General features: G+C 45.2%; 12 protein-coding genes. 10 read left to right on the plus strand and 2 right to left on the minus strand.

Going from position 1 to position 17,808, the window contains the following annotated elements:
* Nucleotides 1-68: 68 nt before the first annotated feature.
* Complete coding sequence (locus KKA81_14420; protein MBU2652121.1) at nt 69-2,480, minus strand: T9SS type A sorting domain-containing protein; 2,412 nt, start codon at nt 2,478-2,480, stop codon at nt 69-71.
* A 519-nt stretch (nt 2,481-2,999) separates the two neighbouring features.
* Between KKA81_14420 and KKA81_14425 the strand changes: the two genes are divergently transcribed.
* The 10 genes from KKA81_14425 to KKA81_14470 all read left to right on the plus strand — a co-directional run bounded on the left by KKA81_14425 (nt 3,000) and on the right by KKA81_14470 (nt 16,091).
* Nucleotides 3,000-6,413, plus strand: coding sequence for a DUF839 domain-containing protein (locus KKA81_14425; GenBank protein ID MBU2652122.1), 3,414 nt, complete (start codon nt 3,000-3,002; stop codon nt 6,411-6,413).
* A gap of 131 nt (nt 6,414-6,544) precedes the next feature.
* Nucleotides 6,545-6,937, plus strand: a complete 393-nt coding sequence (locus KKA81_14430; GenBank protein ID MBU2652123.1) for a c-type cytochrome — start codon at nt 6,545-6,547, stop codon at nt 6,935-6,937.
* Nucleotides 6,938-6,948: 11 nt separating this feature from the next.
* Entirely contained in the window at nt 6,949-7,860 is a 912-nt protein-coding gene (locus tag KKA81_14435) for a hypothetical protein (protein ID MBU2652124.1), read from the plus strand.
* Between the two features lie 2 nt (nt 7,861-7,862).
* The gene (locus KKA81_14440; protein MBU2652125.1) at nt 7,863-8,609 is read left to right on the plus strand and encodes a hypothetical protein; all 747 of its coding nucleotides are present in this window, start codon (nt 7,863-7,865) and stop codon (nt 8,607-8,609) included.
* A 16-nt stretch (nt 8,610-8,625) separates the two neighbouring features.
* On the plus strand, nt 8,626-9,780 hold the full coding sequence (locus KKA81_14445) for a cytochrome c family protein (GenBank protein MBU2652126.1): 1,155 nt from the start codon (nt 8,626-8,628) through the stop codon (nt 9,778-9,780).
* Entirely contained in the window at nt 9,749-12,700 is a 2,952-nt protein-coding gene (locus tag KKA81_14450; protein ID MBU2652127.1) for a 4Fe-4S dicluster domain-containing protein, read from the plus strand. The genes KKA81_14445 and KKA81_14450 overlap by 32 nt, the downstream gene beginning before the upstream one ends.
* Nucleotides 12,697-14,037 carry a polysulfide reductase NrfD gene (gene nrfD / locus KKA81_14455; protein MBU2652128.1) on the plus strand — a complete coding sequence of 447 codons (1,341 nt, stop codon included), beginning with the start codon at nt 12,697-12,699 and terminating at the stop codon, nt 14,035-14,037. The genes KKA81_14450 and nrfD overlap by 4 nt, the downstream gene beginning before the upstream one ends.
* The gene (locus tag KKA81_14460) at nt 14,034-14,543 is read left to right on the plus strand and encodes a DUF3341 domain-containing protein (GenBank protein ID MBU2652129.1); all 510 of its coding nucleotides are present in this window, start codon (nt 14,034-14,036) and stop codon (nt 14,541-14,543) included. Before nrfD ends, KKA81_14460 begins: the two co-directional genes overlap by 4 nt.
* Before the next feature lie 2 nt (nt 14,544-14,545).
* Nucleotides 14,546-15,517: a hypothetical protein gene (locus KKA81_14465; GenBank protein MBU2652130.1), complete on the plus strand. Its 972-nt coding sequence runs from the start codon at nt 14,546-14,548 to the stop codon at nt 15,515-15,517.
* A gap of 19 nt (nt 15,518-15,536) precedes the next feature.
* Nucleotides 15,537-16,091, plus strand: coding sequence for a cytochrome c (locus KKA81_14470; GenBank protein MBU2652131.1), 555 nt, complete (start codon nt 15,537-15,539; stop codon nt 16,089-16,091).
* 25 nt (nt 16,092-16,116) lie between these two features.
* Here the strand turns inward: KKA81_14470 and KKA81_14475 are convergent.
* A partial coding sequence (locus tag KKA81_14475; protein ID MBU2652132.1) for a T9SS type A sorting domain-containing protein occupies nt 16,117-17,808 on the minus strand: 1,692 nt, incomplete at its 5' end.

Consider the following 17,808-nt stretch of genomic DNA (forward strand, 5'->3'; position numbering starts at 1 on the left):
CCCTATCAGTTTACGGCATTGTTGGACCAGTCTGGGGTAAAAATAAAAAAAGATTTTGTTTCCTGCTTTTATTGAACTATGACCTTTCTTACAGTAATGCCCTCGCCGGTGGAAAGACTTACCATGTGTAACCCGGCAGAAAAGTCAGATGTGTTTATTTCTACATTGTTTCCGCGGTATTTTTCATGGTAGATTTCCTGACCGAGATGGTTATAAATGGTAATCTCCAATATCTCTTCGTTGGATTCGATATAGAGACGGTTGGAGACAGGATTTGGATAGAGGCGGATATCATCTTCAGGAACTTCAATGATTCCAACGGAAGATTCTCCTAATATCGCAAATGATACGTCCTCAATAAGAATCATCGCAATCCCGTCCGACTGGTAAGCTATACCATCACCTTCGGGTGAACTCATCCAAAAGAAAATACAATCAGGTGAGGAAATGGAAGTAGCCTGTACCGATACCCATCCTTCATTCAGTACTACCGGATCCGTTAAATAATACCTGTAGTGGAAGAGCGGGGCAATGCCTGCATTATAGGTATACAATACATTGGTTTCAATTCTTTCAATCGTGGGTGAAAAGGAAGCAATCTCAGCTCCCGGTGTTCCGGCATCATCTTCGTAGAACTTAATGAGAAAATCCATTGGATCTTCGTTGTTGCATGGTTGATACGATGACCCATCGAGTTTAAGATTTATTCCAAAAAATTCAATTCCATAGATGTTTTCAGTCGATGTGAAGTTGTCATATACAGTCATAGGCACCAGTTTATTAGCATCGCTTGAGAATGCCGCCCATGAATTAGCCGGATTGTATGGGGTCTGGGTGTACAATGGATTTTCGATAATCCAAAGTAGTTCATAGTTCGTTTGATTTGATTCACCCTCATCATACCGGGCTGTTACGTAAAAACTATATAACATGAAATCTGTCAGACTCAACGAATGGCTGGGAACACTGGTTTGGTCAACTATGCTACCATTCATATAAAAATTAAAATTCTGGAAAGCTCTGTTTCCGGTAAATGTAAATTGGCTTTCAGGAGGATATGGAGCCAGCTCAAGCGTGTAATCTTCCGAAGTACACGAGCTGCAATCGGCGCAATCATTGTTTTCCGAAAAAGCCTTTCTGTATTTTGACGGGTTCACCGGCTGGAATGTATATCCGTCACTAACAGGATTGATCTTAACATAATCGAAGTATCCTTTTCCGGCTCCCGGACTATCATCATAAAGCTTCAATCCGATTTTTCCTGAATTATAGGTGTCATCATACCAGGTGCCCTCAAGGAAACCATTGAAGAACACTTCAATATATCCATTGTCACGGATGATTCTGACGGTGTTATATGAGCCGGCTCCTGTATTCAGGTTTGCACTGAAAGTTATTGCCTGAATGAAATAATAACTTCCATTCTCATAAAGGACAATATTATAATTGCCATTATTGCAAACAATTAAATGGTAACCATTCATCCAATTACCATTATTATTAATTTCGGAAGGGTCTCCATGGAAATATATTCCTGCATTGCAATCACTACCCTGGCTTTTTTTCATTTTGACTTCCAGGTCAAAACCGGAGAAGTTATAATTATAGAACGTGGTTGCTGATTTTAAACCCTGGTTTTCAGCAACATATGCTCCAGGGTCAATGGTCCATTCCCCGGTAACCGGTATCCAGTTGTTGGCATCGTAAAGAAACTCTTCATCAATGCCGTTCATGGTTGCGTATTTCCATTCAAAGTTTGCCGTTTGTGTACCTGGTAAATAAACCATATCCAGGTCGTCTGGCGCCAGGTAGGTGTCGAAGACAAGGTTGTCGAGAACCAGTCCGTTTCCGCTGAACTGGATGGTAACTTTAGCAATCCTTTCACCGGTAACGGACATAAGCTGCAAATTATCTGTTCCTGTTAATTGATCGGAATCCAGGAGGTTATCCATTTCGTCGTAGGCAAACATGTCAATAATACCTGCCCATGATGATCCGGCCAGAATTTCCACATAAGCAACCGGAGGGTCAAAATATATGTCTTCCGGCCCTTTTGGAATGCCTCCTCCTGATAATACAGCTAATGTATTGAAAGCAAGATAATTGGGTGGAGAATACCCTGTAACCGCAAAACCGGAACATTCATCAAGTAACGCTCCGCCATCATAGTCCGTCGGCCCGCCAAATATTACACCATATCCTTCATACTCACCCTGTAAGGGATCAACAGATGCAAATGCACACGGAAGATAAAATTTATCGTCAAAATTGATCTCCGTCAAAACTCTGCTGGAACTGTGACGATTAAGCGAAGGGGTCCCATACACAGCAGTATGATTATCTCCGGGATTGACTCCTTGTGACAACTCCCTGACAAGCTCACCTCCCTGATAATACAAACTGTTATCCTGCGCACCGGAAGTTAAAACCAAACATACAACAGGCAACAACATAGAGAGATGGGTAATTGTTTTTTTCATGATTGAGGTTTATTAATGAATAAATTATTTAGTACTCGATTGTAAAGATCTCAGGGATTATACAAAGATGGATTAAATGGTCAAGCAATTGACATACTGTTAAATAGTAAAATACATAAAGGTGAATTTGCATTCAGATATTTATTAATCTTTCCAAATATACAAAAATTTATATGGGTTTCCCGTGCATCCGATGTGATTATTATGTTAAGTCTTACCGGAATGATGCGACCCAGGCTTCCCGTATCGTGCCTATAATTATTAGTCGCTGTTTTTCAAGGACTTTGGTAGCTAACTTAACAAATTAGTAATATTAATAATTTGTTAAAGCCAGCAATCGTCACTTTTACGTTTATTGTATTACGGTATTAATGGGTTCATAATTATGGCTATATCCATTAGCGGATGGAATCAGTTCAGTTAATAATGTTATCGTAACAGAAGCATAACAATCAGATAATTCACTTCTTATTCATCAGGTCTAATTTTACCCAAAATTTCAACTTAAATCCATTTATCATGAAGAAAATCTACATTTCTTTTCTTATGCTTTTCTGGGCTTTAGCAATGACGGCTCAGAACGGGCTTCTTTTCAATCCGCATATTGATGTGGACTGGAACTATGACAAATCCATACAGGTTCCTGCTTCTCCGATTATATCGCAGGTCCTTTTTGTCGGAGGTTACCATGAAGTGGTTGCCCTGGATGATAACGGCAATCCTGTTACAATTATGTCAAAAGAGGACAACGACTTTATCGGAGTTACCCCTGCCGGAAACGGTGATTATTTTATTTCAGTAAACCATGAGTCACAGGTACTAGATGAAATCGGTGGTGACGGCGGTGGTATGACAGCCTTCAAGGTTACCCGTGATCCGAACACCGATACGCTGATCGTTACCGAGCAGACTCTGAACGATGGCAGAAACGGTAAGTTTTTCCTGGTAGATTTTAAACATACTGTTGGAGAAACCAGGAATAACTGCGGTGGTATTATCGGACCTAACGGTGATATCTGGACAGCAGAGGAATATCCTCCATTCTCCAATCAGGAGATTGCAGGATACATTTCAGACCTGAACAACTTTAAAATCGGAACCGGTTCTGTTTATGAAGTTAACGGTATGGTTCCTGCTTTTGAAGGCGAAGTGATCAAACGTTACCAGAACATGGGCTACATGGTAAAGATTGACCCTGTAAACGCTAAGGCAGAGATGAAACAATACAACTGGGGCCGTATGTCGTTTGAAGGCGGTGTGATGATGCCTGATGAGCAAACCTTCTACTTTTTTGAGGATGGGACTCCCGGTATGCTTACCAAATATGTAGGTAATACTCCTGGTGATTACATCAATGGAAAACTGTATATATATAAACATGACCTTAATGATCCGGTTAACGGAAACTGGCTTGAAATCGACAATACCAATCTGGATCTGATGCTTAATATGGCTGATTGGGCATGGACCAATCATGCAACCATGTTCAACAGGCTTGAGTGGGGTATTGAGATCAACGGATTAGTATATATTGCTGAGACCGGACGTGATGATGTTGGTAATAAATGGGCAGATGAATACGCTGATGGTGGTGTAATTGCTCCTTATCACTACGATCGTGCAACAGCCCAGGGAACCGTTGCCCATGCTACCGACTATACCGACCTCTATGGCCGTGTTTTGGTTTATGACCCCGTAACCGACAGTGTTTGGGTTTACCTCGAAGGTGGTCCTGAATGGCCAAATGAAGTTTCCCAACCGGTTGCCGATTACCCTGCAGTTCATATGTCAAATGTGGATGGCTTGGGAAAAATTAACATCAATGGTGTTGATTACCTTATTATGAACGAAGACCTTAATGGCAAAACCTATAACCGTCAACCGGATGGTGTCGTTAGTAATCTTTGCGAAATGTTTCTGGTTGACGTTTCAAATCCAGCACCTGTATATTCAGATCTGATCAGGATTGGCGTTGGTCCTTTTGGAGCTGAGCTGACCGGAGGAACAGGAACGCCTGACAGCAAAACCATTTTCGTCAATGTACAGCATCCCAAAACCAATCCTAATGGCAATATCTTCCCATATGAAAGCGATAAAGCTGTAACTGTTGCCCTTACAGGTTTTGACAAACTAACCAATATCCGTGATGCTGAGTTTCCCATCGACTGGGTTGCAGATCAGGACTTCCAGGCTCCTACCCATCCTGATATTCAGTATCAGGTTGTTTTTGTCGGAGGACATCACAAGGTTCAGATACTTGACAGGACAGGACAGCCAGGTGGAAGCATTGTTTCCAAGGAAGACAATGACTTCATCGGATTCACGGCTGCAACCAGCGATGAAGGTTACGGCTGGATCTCTATCAATCACGAATCCAATGCCTATGATCCCTTCGGCGGAAACGGCGGTGGTATGACTTCCTTCATGATCGACCGCGAACCGGTTACCGACTCTATTGTGGTGGTTGAAACTACCCTTGCAGACGGCCGCAGCGGCAAATTCTTCTGTGTTGATTTCATCAATACTGTTGGTGAAACCCGTAATAACTGCGGTGGTATTATAGGACCCAATGGGGATATCTGGACAGCGGAAGAGTATCCTCCCGCCGGTAACAATGAGATCGTTGGTTACATTCCCGATACTACGGATTGGATTATTGGCCAGGGAGTAGGAGCCTATATGGATCTTCCTGATGCTCCTATGTTTAACGGAACCACTCTTGCCCGTTACCAGAACATGGGGTGGATGGTGAAAATAGATCCTGAAAATGCGGTTGCTCTTTACAAACAGTATAACTGGGGCCGCATGTCCTTCGAAGGCGGTGTTCTTATGCCCGATAATAAAACTGTTTTCAATTTTGAAGATGGAACCCCCGGTTTGTTAACAAAATTCGTAGGAAATGCTCCCGGTGATTTCATTAACGGTAAACTCTTCGTTTACAAACATGATCTGAATGACCCGGTAAACGGAAACTGGATAGAAGTGGACAATACCGATATGGACAAGATGCTCAACTTCGCAAACTACACCATTCCTATGGGAGTTACCATGTTCAACAGGCTTGAGTGGGGTGTTGAGATTGGTGGAAAAGTTTACATCGCAGAAACAGGCCTTGACAATCTGGGCTCCAAGTGGTCGGATGAATATGCTTTGGGTGGCATTATTCCCCAATATCATTATGACCGCGCTGCCGCACAGGGAACACAACCTTATGTAAGTGGTTATTCTGATTATTATGGTCGCGTAATCGTTTATGATCCGGCAACCGACCAGGTAAGTGTTTTCCTCGAAGGCGGACCGGAATACGCCAATGAAACATCCCAGGATATTGCCGATTATCCCGCAAAACACCTCTCCAATATGGACGGCATGGGCAAGATCAGCGTTAACAATCGCGATTATATGCTGCTTTGTGAAGACCTTAACGGAAATACCTATAACCGTGTTCCCAACGGTGTTCCCAGCAGACAGTGCGAAATGTACATGCTCGATATGTCTATTACAACTCCGGTTATTGATGACCTGGTCCGTATCATGGTTGGTCCGTTCGGAGCTGAGATCACCGGCGCTGTTGGTACTCCCGATGGCAAAACCATCCTCGTTAACCTGCAGCATCCGGGAAATAATCCGCAGGGTGGTGTGTTCCCATACTCCGGTGATCATGGCGTAACCGTTGCTCTTACCGGATGGGATAAAGGTAACGAAGGCATTATCGATAACAATAACCAGGAAATGGGCTTCAGCGTATACCCGAACCCCGCTTTCCGCCAGCTACACCTTAACGGTACCTACGATGTTGCTATCTATGACGCTGCCGGTAACCTGGTGTTTATCCGTGAAAACACTAACGTTGTTAATATCTCTAACCTGAATTCAGGGATCTATTTCATTCGCAACCAGCACGGCGAAACGCAGAAACTCATCATCGAATAAGCCATAACTAACGCTTTAGTGGAAAAAACCGGAATACTCCGGTTTTTTCCCTTTTTATAAGTTATCGGTTTACCGATTTATTTACATATGAAACATGTGGTTTATCAGTAAAATTACAAACTGCAATAATCATGAAGAAGATTTTCTTGACCCTGATCTTAATGATAACCGTTCTTTATCTTAGGTCACAGAACGTAAATAACCTATTAATCCCCGATGAAGCAGACCAATTGGTCAATCCTTATACAAACGACACAAAAGCCCCCTTACGTGGAGCCAGGGTTTATAAAAAAGTATGCTGGACCTGCCATGGCGACAACGGATCAGGTACAGGGCCTCAGGCCGCTGAAATAGAAACCAAACCCGCCAACTTCAAAGATCCTTTGGTGGCCGGCCGGTCCGATGGTGCATTGTTCTGGTGGATATCCAACGGCGGCAGCGATATGCAGGCTTTCAAGGATGCTCTTACCGAAGACGAGATTTGGGACCTTGTGATGTATATCCGGAAAGTTCAGAACGATTAATACCAAATATTATGAAAGTATTTCCCCTGCTTGTATCCTGGATACTGATGCTTGGCGCAGGCAGTATTTTATATGGGCAAACGACTCCTTTCGTCCAGAAAACCTTCGAGGGTACTTCCCTTATCACTTCACAAACTGTTGAACAGCCTCCTTCCAATGGTTTTGAATTTAACCTTCAGCACCGTTTTGGCAGGGTTGACCTTAACGATGAACCTCTCCATAAGTTTTTCGGTCTCGACCTGGTTAGTAATATCCGTTTTGGATTCATTTTCCCGGTATTTGAGTGGTGGAGCCTTGGCGCAGGACGCACCAAATACGGAAAAAACTACGATATCGATACTAAGTTCACTGTTTTCAGGCAAACCAAAGACTGGAAAACCCCGGTTTCATTATCCCTTTACCTTAACACGGCCATTATGACCGACGATTTTCCCATTATCCAGGATAACAGTTATTTTGACGACGGAACAACTCCTTTTGAATACAAGTTCCGTCACAGGGTCAGCTATAATGCCCAGGTCATCGTGGCTTCAAAGGTCAGTCGTTGGTTCTCCGTCCAGCTTTCTCCGACTTTTGTACACCGTAATCTGGTGGAACCGGAAGAAGAGAATGAAACCTACGCGCTGCCGCTGGGTGCCCGGTTCAAGATCAGCTTCATGAGTTCCATTATAGTAGAGTATTCGCCTGTTATGCAGGAACCCGGTGAAATCAAAGTCAACCCGCTGGCAGGACCTGCTATATGCCCCTTTGCCCTTGGTTTCGAAGTCCGGCCGGTAGGACATGTCTTCCAGATCATTCTCTCCAACTCCGACCGCATCCTGGGACAAAACCTATACACCATGGAACCTGTCAGTCCCTGGGACGGATACTTCTTTCTCGGATTTAACTTACACAGGAATTTATATTATAAAAAACGGAAATAGTGATGAAACCAATATCTTCCCGGTTTTATTATGCCATGATTCTGATAATTGCAGGATGGGCCCTTTCTCGCTGTTCTGATGATAAAGGCCCGCTGATCGTAACACCACCTCCCGCACCTCCACCTTGCTTCTGCGATACTACTCCATACCTTGACCTGAATTGTCCCTGCGATAAAGATACCGACACTCTGCCATCACATCTCTGTACCTGCGACACTTCCGATTGTATTGAATTTGATTGCTATTGCGACCGCGATACTCTTTGCTGCTGTGATACTTCCACCTACCTCGACCCCAACTGCCCCTGTGATCACGATACAGAACCTCATCCCTTGTGCCCCTGTGATACTTCTGATTACCTCGATCCCAATTGCAGCTGCGATACCGATACTATTCCGCATCCAAGCTCTTGTCCATGCGATATAAGCGAATGGATGGATCCAAACTGCCCATGCGATCCCGATACCATACCGCTGGTCAGCTATAGTAATGATATTCAGCCATTATGGGACCACTATTGTCTCGATTGCCATTATGAAGGCGCGGATGTTATTTACCTGGATGCTGCAAACTCGTATACTGACCTAAAGGCCATCGGGGCCATTTACCCTGGATTTCCTTATTCCAGCACAATATACACTATTACGCTTGGTCCGGAAAGCGATATGCCCCCCGGTCTGATCAGCCTTACAGAAGAAGAATCCGCTCTGGTGTTCTGGTGGATCAAACAAGGTGCATTAAATAATTGACAATAAATAATCTTCTATGATATTCCTTCAAGGAAAAGTTCAGATACTGTTACGCATCTTGTCCATGGCCGTATTCCTGGAGTTTAGCACCGGAGAAACGGCCATGGCCTCATTTATGACATCGGATTCCTTAGGATTTGTTTTAACCTCATCCGACAGCATTCAGGAAGGGAAACGCCTTTTCTTTATGAACATCAATATCGGCGATACACTGCGTTCCTGTGCTTCCTGCCACTATTCAGAACCCCAGGATACATTTCACTGGAATCCATCAGCTTATGACATCTCTATGAAATTTCGTGATAAATCTGTTGCCGACCTGGAGGAAGCCCTGTTTTTTCCGTTGTCGGATAAAGCTTTTGAAGCGCATTCGGATCCCGGACTGGAACCGGCCCAACTTGTTATGCTCAAGGTATACATGGATGATCTCGCAGAAAAAAAACATCCTGATTATCCGGTCAACTTTATAAAGATGATAATTCTTTATGCCATCCTGGCTGTATTTCTTTTTCTGGCAACCGATTCTTATGTGTTCAATATTTTCCGGAAAAAAATATTAAAACGCTCGTTAATGCTGATTTTTAGCATAATTATGCTGGCTATGCTTTATGAGGAAGCTATTGCTCTGGGCCTGCAAAGAGGTTACGAACCCGATCAACCCCTGAAATTTTCCCATGAAGTGCATTACGAACAGAATGGTATCGATTGCCTGTATTGCCATATGCCGGCCAGGGCAGGAAAGTCAGCGGGGTTCCCGGCTACGGGAATATGCATGAATTGTCACGCAGTTATCCTGGAAGGCTCCCGTTCCGGCTCCTTTGAAATATCACAATTATCGGGTTATCATACCAACCGGGTCCCAATTCCATGGATCCGGGTGTCAAACCTCCCCGATCATGTATATTTTCATCATGCCCTGCATTATGTGAGCGGAGGAATAGAATGCAGGGAGTGCCATGGTTCTCTTCAGGAATCTCACAGGGCCAGACAGGAAACGGAATTGTCGATGGGGTGGTGCCTCGATTGCCATGCGACAAGGAAATCCGGTTCTTTCGAAGGTGAATATTACCGCGACCAATACATGGAACTGAGAAAGAACTTGCAATCCACCGGAGATTCTGCGCTGGTAAAAGACCTCGGTGGATGGGATTGCGTGCAGTGTCACTTTTAAGATATGGGGAAGCAAGATGGTAAACGAAGATTATAACAAGGAATACCGCTTAGAGACAGGACACGAAAGCCCTTCAGCTTCCGGGGAGATTTTATCCATGGGAAGGCGTGACTTCATGAAAATGCTGGGCTATTGCATAGGAACCATGACCCTGGTTGCCTCCTGCGAACAGCCTGTGCGTAAAGCCATTCCCTACCTTGTGCAACCGGAAGAGATAACGCCGGGTGTATCCAATTACTATGCAACATTTCGTTATGAAGGAGGGGAGTTTTCAGCGATACTGGTTAAAGTCCGCGATGGCCGTCCCATTAAAATTGAGGCTAATCCTGAAATGAGCGGGCTATGGGGAAGCACTTCCGCCAGAACCCAGGCCTCCATACTGGGATTGTACGATCCCGACCGCCTCGCTAAACCATTGATTAACGGTTTGGTATGCGACTGGGAACCCCTCGACAATCAGGTAAGAGATAAACTAGCTGAAATCAGCGCTTCCGGAAAAACAATTGTGATACTCACCCCTTCCCTGATCAGCCCTTCACGAACGCGGTTGATGAAGGAGTTCGCCGGTATTTATAATAATGTCCAGGTAATTCCATATGATACCGTTTCCTATTCAGCCATACTGGATGCTCACGACCGGCTGTTTGGTAACAGGATCATTCCCTCTCTGCGTTTCCATGAAGCAGATATGGTCGTGGGCGTGAACTGCGACTTCCTGGGAAGCTGGTTAAATCCGGCCGGTTTTGCCCGTGAATATATGGACAGGAAAAACTCCGGTGATCCATTGCTGCACCATCAGTTTGAATCTAACTTCACGCTTACCGGTGCACAGGCAAGCTGTCGTATTCCGGTTAATCCTTCAGAAGAAATCGAAATCCTTACGGAAATATACAATTTTGTGGCCAGGGAAACCGGTAATACACCCCTGAATCAAAATCCTGGAAATAATACTGCTGCCGCTGAAACTGCCGCTGAATTATGCCTCAGGAAAGGCAAATCATTGATAGTCTGCTCCACGAATGACATTAATCACCAGTTGCTGGTTTGCGGTATCAATGCCATGCTCGGCAACTACGGGACCGTGCTTGACCTTGAGCGGCCCATTCTTATTAAACAAGGAGATGATAATGCCATCGCTTCTTTTTCAGACCTCATGCAAGAAGGGGAGGTGGGGGCTCTCATTCTTTTCGGGGTCAATCCCTTATTGAACAATCCTCTCCGGGATAAGTGGAAGAATGGATTTAAAAAAACCGGACTTATATTACAGATTGCAACTTTTCCCGATGAATGCACCGGGTTCGCAAATTTTGTCTGTCCCGCGCATCATTACCTGGAATCCTGGGGTGACGCCATGCCGGTAAAAGGATTGTATGCTCTTTCACAACCTCTTATACAACCACTGTTGGACACCCGGCAGCCTGAAGATATCCTCATTTCCTGGATGGGCGGTAAACAATCCTTCCATGAAATATTAAAAGATAACTGGGAAACAGTTATACTTCCTTCTGCCTTCTCCACAGGAGCAGATGAAGAATCATGGTATAAAATCCTGCAAACCGGTTTCCTGGAAACCGGTGAAACAGAAGTTGTCTCCAAGCCTTTTAATCCCGGTACTATTCAATCTCTTTATCAGGATGTTTCTCCTATACTAAAAGAAGGGATTGAGTACCAGTTGTATGAGTCTGTGAACCTGGGGGATGGCACTTTACTTAACAATGTATGGCTCAGGGAATTGCCTGATCCTGTCTCCAAAATATCCTGGGATAATTATGCTGCGGTTTCCCCTGTCCTTGCCGAAGAAATGGGTTGGAAAAACGGGGATATGATCAGGATAAATAACGACCTCGAAATACCGGTATGGGTTCAACCCGGCCAGGCTTCCCGTACCATTTCCGTTGCGCTGGGTTTTGCAAGGCCGAAAGCCGGAAGAATTGCCTCCTTAGCGGGTTTTGATGTTTCCGGTCTTATGTCGTTTTCCAATTCTTATCGCATTCTTTCCGGATACTTTGATAAGCTGGAAAAAACAGGAAAACAATATGAACTTGCCTGCACCCAGGCTCATCATTCCATGGAAGGACGCCGGATCATCCTGGAATATCCATTTTCAGAAGAATATGAACCGGAGCAGCCGGTTTCACTTTACGCTCCGTACGAACATCCCGGTCATCACTGGGGCATGGTGATAGACCTCAACCGCTGCACGGGATGCAATGCCTGTGCGGTAGCCTGTCAGGCGGAGAACAATATTCCCATTGTAGGAAGGGAGGAAGTGCTGCGTGGCCATGAGATGAGTTGGCTGCGGATAGACCGTTATTACAGGGGGCATGATGAAAACCCTGCGATGCTTTTTCAGCCTGTCATGTGCCAGCACTGCGATAACGCCCCCTGCGAAAATGTTTGCCCTGTGGCTGCAACCAGCCATAGCCAGGAAGGACTTAACCAGATGATCTATAACCGCTGCATCGGAACAAGGTACTGCAGTAATAATTGCCCTTATAAGGTACGGCGCTTCAATTGGTACGATTACACTGGTGCCGATGCGATAGGAGGGAACCTTTATGATCCGCATGGGATGACCGGTGACCTTCCCAGGATGGTGATTAATCCTGATGTTACCGTAAGGGCAAAAGGGGTTATTGAGAAATGCTCGTTTTGTGTGCAACGTATCCAGGAAGGTAAACATCGTGCACGTATAGAGAATCGTCCTTTAATGGATGGGGAGATCCAGCCGGCCTGCGTACAGGCTTGTCCTTCCCGCGCCATAGTATTTGGTGATCTGAATGATCAGCAAAGCGAAATTAGCCGTCTTTTAAAAGATCAGAGGAAATACCATCTGCTCGGGGAATTACAGACTCTGCCTTCTGTTGCTTATCTCGCACGCATCAAGCCAAACCCGGATGAACAAATGAATCACTCATGAGCGAATCCCTGATCACCGGCAATAAATCGTATGCCGATGTCACTGCTGACATCCTGCGTCCGCTGCTGCATAAGCCCGGCAGGCTTTGGTATCTGGGAATGATCCTGTCTCTGGGGGGCCTCGCTTTCGGATTGATAGCAACCTATAATACTTTGTTTTATGGCATTGGCGATTGGGGGCTCGACCGCACCATTGGCTGGGGATGGGCGATCACCAATTTCGTCTGGTGGATAGGGATAGGGCATGCCGGGACATTTATTTCTGCAATCCTGCTCCTGTTCGAACAACGCTGGAGAAACAGCATTAACCGGGCGGCAGAAGCCATGACCATCATCGCGATACTCTGTGCCGCGTTTTTTCCGGTGATCCACATGGGAAGAGTCTTTCTGGGCTTCTTTATCTTTCCCTATTTCAATACCCGGAACCTTTGGGTCAACTTTAATTCGCCCCTGCTTTGGGACGTGTTCGCCATCAGTACCTATTTCATTGTTTCCCTGCTTTTCTGGTACACAGGACTGATCCCCGACCTGGCCCTATTGGCGGAAAAGGTTAAAAGGAAGACAAGCAGGTTGATCTATCGGAAACTCAGCATAAACTGGACCGGATCATCACAGAATTGGCATAACCATGGCCTTCTTACCTGGATCATGGCGGGAATAGCCACTCCACTGGTCATTTCTGTGCATTCCATTGTCAGTATGGACTTTGCGACTTCCATCGTACCCGGATGGCATTCCACCATTTTTCCACCCTATTTTGTTGCCGGAGCCATCTTTTCAGGATTTGCCATGGTACAGACTCTACTGATCATAACCAGGAAAATGCTGCATCTTGAAGATTATATCACCCGAAGGCATTTTGAGAACATGAACAAGATTATCCTGGTTACCGGACTGATAGTGGCTGCGGCGTACTTTTCGGAGATTATTCTGGCATTCTACAGTGGTGATGAATTTGAGATCTATGCCATCCTGAACCGGATGACGGGCCCTTATGCCCCTTACTTCTGGGTAATGTTGTGCTGTAATGTATTGATCCCGCAATTGCTTTGGGTCAAAAAACTCAGGAGAAGCCTCACTTTTGCCTTTTTTGCCAGCATCCTCATCAATGTTGGAATGTGGCTGGAAAGGTATGTTATCGTTGTTGCTTCTCTCCACCGCGATCACCTTCCGTCTGCCTGGTCGGTGTTTCATCCGACACTCACAGATATCGGACTGCTGGTCGGCTCATTCGGGTTCTTTTTTGCGGTTTTCCTGCTTTTTGTCAGGATATTTCCGATTATTTCAATCTATGAAGTCAAACATTTAATCCACGAAAATAAAAACCATGCAATATGAACATAACCGGTGTGTATGAAAACGAACATTACCTGATGAAGGGAATTGAACTTACCCGTCAAAGCAAGGCGGAAGTCAAGGATGTGCTTACACCTTTTCCCATATCCTCCGAAAGAACCCGGGAAACCGGTTTTTACGATTCCATCCCTGCTGTCGGACTGATCAGCGGATTGCTTGGCATTGTGACAGGTATGCTTTTCCAGATCTGGGTTTCAGTGTTCGCCTATCCGATGCAATATGGCGGTAAACCCTTTCTCTCAATCTTATCCTATATCCCTGTGATGTTTGAACTGGCCATACTGTTTTCCGCCATTGCCATGGCCACCCTTTTCTTTGTTAAACTGAAGCAGAGGAAACGCTTGAGCCGCGCACAAGCCGAACAAATCACCGTCGACAGGTTTGTCCTGAAAATCGAATGGACAAGAGGCAATGAAGGGGAGGTCGTAAACTTTGTGGAAAGGCTTAAAAAAGAAACCAGTGTGAAAGATGTTGTAATCCAGGTTTGATCATGAATATTTTCAGGATGAGCGGAAATATTTCAAGGATGCTGGTCATCGTAGCCTGGGCATTTACATTGCTTGCTTTACTAACTGTATGGTTGACGGTTGGCCGGATGAATAACATTCTTTCAATATTGTTATTAGATGCATTCCTTTTTGCAGGGATGGGGCTTTTTGCAGGATTGTTCTTCAGTATGCATACGTTGGGCAATGCTCACTGGATCAATGAAATCCGCTTTGAGCTGAAAGGAATGATGGTATTGCTTATTGCAATGCTGCCGGCATTTGCATTTATCCTTTTCTTCCTGCCGGATCTGTATCCATGGTTCAATGATACGGAGCTAAGTGTCTTTCAAAAGGCTTATTTCCAATCCTGGACTTTTGTACTCAGGAATGTTATGTACTTTACGGTGTGGGTGATCCTGCTGGGAGTTTTTAGACGATACGATCCTTTTTCATGTTATAATGAAGGAATTCGAAAGTATTCTGCAGTTTTTCTTGTTTTTACAGGAATAATGATCACACCGTTTTCCTGGGACTGGCTTATGTCGCTTGATATTCACTGGCATAGCACCCTCTACGGGTGGTATGTACTGTCGGGGATACTTTCCGGCGGAACCGCATTCCTTATCCTGGTTTTCTGGTTTTGCAGGAAGAAGGATAAAGTATGGAAGAACCCTCAGCCGGTGAGGCTCTACCTCGCCAGGTACCTCTTCGCATTCAGTATTGTTTGGATGTACCTGTGGTATGTTCAGTTTTTCCTGGTCTGGTACGCCAACCTGCCCGGCGAAACCATTTATTATATCGAAAAGATAAGGGATTTTCCGGTTTTGTTTTACCTGAACCCTGTGCTGGGTTTTCTGATACCTTTTATTCTTCTGATATCTGTAAAAGGTAAAAAAAATGAGTTGGTTTTGCTGATATCGGCATTTTCGTGCCTGCTGGGACAATGGATAGACCGCTTCCTGTTGATCTGGTGATATATCCTGAAAATAAACTATGAAAAAAATTATCAGATCAATTTTGTTATTAGCAGTTTTACTGGCTTCCTGTGCCAAAGACAGGAATCATCCGGGATATACCTATTATCCTGATATGGCCTATTCCCGTGCTTATGAATCCTGGTCGGAAAACCCGCTTTCAGAAGATGGAAGAGCCATGCTTAACCCCGTTAAAGGAACCGTTCCGAGGGAAAGGATCCCCTATTTCCTGGATAAGAATAAAAATGACAGGACCAGCGCCGGATCAATATTCACGATGGATTCCCCGATGAAAAATGATACTATACCGGGTAAAGCAATGTTCGAACTCATATGCATGCAGTGTCACGGTATGTTTGGCGACGGCAAAGGCAAACTTTTTACTTCCGGCTGGTATTCATACCCTCCGGCTTCACTTTTATCTGAGAAAATGAAAACGGTTCCCGATGGGGAAATCTATCATGTGATCACTGTCGGGTACAACCTCATGGGAGCCCATGGATCTTTACTTACCCCACCGGAAAGATGGAGTGTTGTTTCTTATGTGAGAAAACTTCAGGGAACCGGAAAATGATCCCCTGAAGAAGCTTTTCAGATTATTACCTTACCACAACCTTCCCCGAAACCTTCCCGTTTCCTGAAGTAACCGTATAGAAATAAATCCCCTGGCTAAGGTCATTTACATCCAAGCTATAGGATGCGGAGGTTGATATATTACTGATCTCCTTTACCTTATGCCCGGTGGGATCGCTCAGGATAATGGAAGCATTGCCTTCCATATCTTTTGGGAAAACGAATTGCACAGTTTCCGTTGCGGGATTGGGAAAAATATTAACACGGAACGCATCTTTGGAGACCAGCTCTTGCTGTCCTACCGGCAATTGGTATGCCCCGTAAATGGTGTTATTGGTCTGCCAGCCATGGTCATCCGACCAGGCAAGTCCCGGCGTGACATCGGTATTGAAAATGTAATGAAGGGTATGTGTGGTGTTGTCGAAACCACCTATCATGGGATAATAGCTCTCATCAAAAATATGAAGGATATCGCCGGTCAGGTGGATGAAATCCCCAAAGCCGTCCTTTCCGGTATAAATCGGATGGGTTGTCCGGTACCACAGATGTTTGTAATTGTATACATCATATTCGTAAGTTTCGGTAGTTGAAACGAATAATACATGGATATAACCATCTTCATCCACAAAGATAGAAGGCATGTTTGACGGGCCATGCTGCTGGTAATACATTATATCTGTATTCAGCGTGATCTCCCCGTCGCCATTAACATCCTGCATCCATCCGATATAGTTGACATCCTGTATCATTTCCGAATTGGCATAGCCATACTGTGGCGGTGCCAGGGCATCCAGGTCGTTGGAGAAGGGATCCATATCCTCATTCCAGTAGCCTACCCCGTCAACGTAAGGGAACAGGCTATATGTCGTTCCGACCTCAGGATGCATAACCCGGTTGATGCCGAAGACCACATGCACTTTGCCGTCGGGATCTATGGCTACATTGGCCGATCCGTCAACGCAGAAAAAGGTGTCGGCAATGGTTGTGTTCCAGTCCCAGAGAGGGTAGGGGTGCTCCCAAACGATATATTTATCCCAGGAATCGCCGTTATCATCGCTGCGCATGTAAAACAGGTCGTGAAACTGGCTTGAAACCAGCAGAACCACTGTATTCCCCCTGGCTGCCAGCGTATAATCATCGGCGCTGATCTCCGTGTAATAATCCGATCCCATACCATCCAGAATTATATGAAGGGGATCCCAGGTGGCGCCGCCGTCGCTGGTGCGGGAATAAAGAAGTGTCTGGGCTTGTCCTTCGTATTCCACATAGGAGTTTACAAAAAGATGGGTGTATTCATGATTATCTCCTGAAGCGATGATCCTTGGCCAGGTAATATCATCCTCTATACCGGCCGGACCCAGAAAATTCACTTGTGTCCAGTCTCCCGATCCCTTTGTTTCCCTCCACAGGAACTCCATACCGGAAACACCGTTATGAACGGCTACCACTTCACCCGTTGGCCCCCAGGCTGCATAACTGGGCCATCCGCAACGATTGGTTTCCACTCTTGCCACGGGCATCGCTCCCCAGTTGAATCCGTCGAAATAGTTGTATCCCGTTCCCCTGTCGGGAAAAGCAGTAGCCTCAAATCCCATGGTCCATACAGCAGCCATCGTCCCGTCTTCGTGGATGTAAAAACGATTGTTTATGCTGGCATTGCTCTGAAGGTCGTAAACCGTTTCCCCCAGCTTGGTTTCATCCGGACCAAGCATGGCTTC

Source organism: Bacteroidota bacterium, assembly GCA_018831055.1.
Taxonomy (GTDB): Bacteria; Bacteroidota; Bacteroidia; order Bacteroidales; family B18-G4; genus M55B132.

Excerpts from the sequence above, each read along its gene's own strand:
- KKA81_14445 (MBU2652126.1), top strand. The coding sequence starts at position 8,626 with ATGATATTCCTTCAAGGAAAAGTTCAGATACTGTTACGCATCTTGTCC.
- KKA81_14420 (MBU2652121.1), bottom strand. The coding sequence starts at position 2,480 with ATGAAAAAAACAATTACCCATCTCTCTATGTTGTTGCCTGTTGTATGT.
- KKA81_14440 (MBU2652125.1), top strand. The coding sequence starts at position 7,863 with ATGAAACCAATATCTTCCCGGTTTTATTATGCCATGATTCTGATAATT.
- KKA81_14465 (MBU2652130.1), top strand. The coding sequence starts at position 14,546 with ATGAATATTTTCAGGATGAGCGGAAATATTTCAAGGATGCTGGTCATC.
- KKA81_14435 (MBU2652124.1), top strand. The coding sequence starts at position 6,949 with ATGAAAGTATTTCCCCTGCTTGTATCCTGGATACTGATGCTTGGCGCA.
- KKA81_14470 (MBU2652131.1), top strand. The coding sequence starts at position 15,537 with ATGAAAAAAATTATCAGATCAATTTTGTTATTAGCAGTTTTACTGGCT.
- KKA81_14425 (MBU2652122.1), top strand. The coding sequence starts at position 3,000 with ATGAAGAAAATCTACATTTCTTTTCTTATGCTTTTCTGGGCTTTAGCA.
- KKA81_14460 (MBU2652129.1), top strand. The coding sequence starts at position 14,034 with ATGAACATAACCGGTGTGTATGAAAACGAACATTACCTGATGAAGGGA.
- KKA81_14430 (MBU2652123.1), top strand. The coding sequence starts at position 6,545 with ATGAAGAAGATTTTCTTGACCCTGATCTTAATGATAACCGTTCTTTAT.
- nrfD (MBU2652128.1), top strand. The coding sequence starts at position 12,697 with ATGAGCGAATCCCTGATCACCGGCAATAAATCGTATGCCGATGTCACT.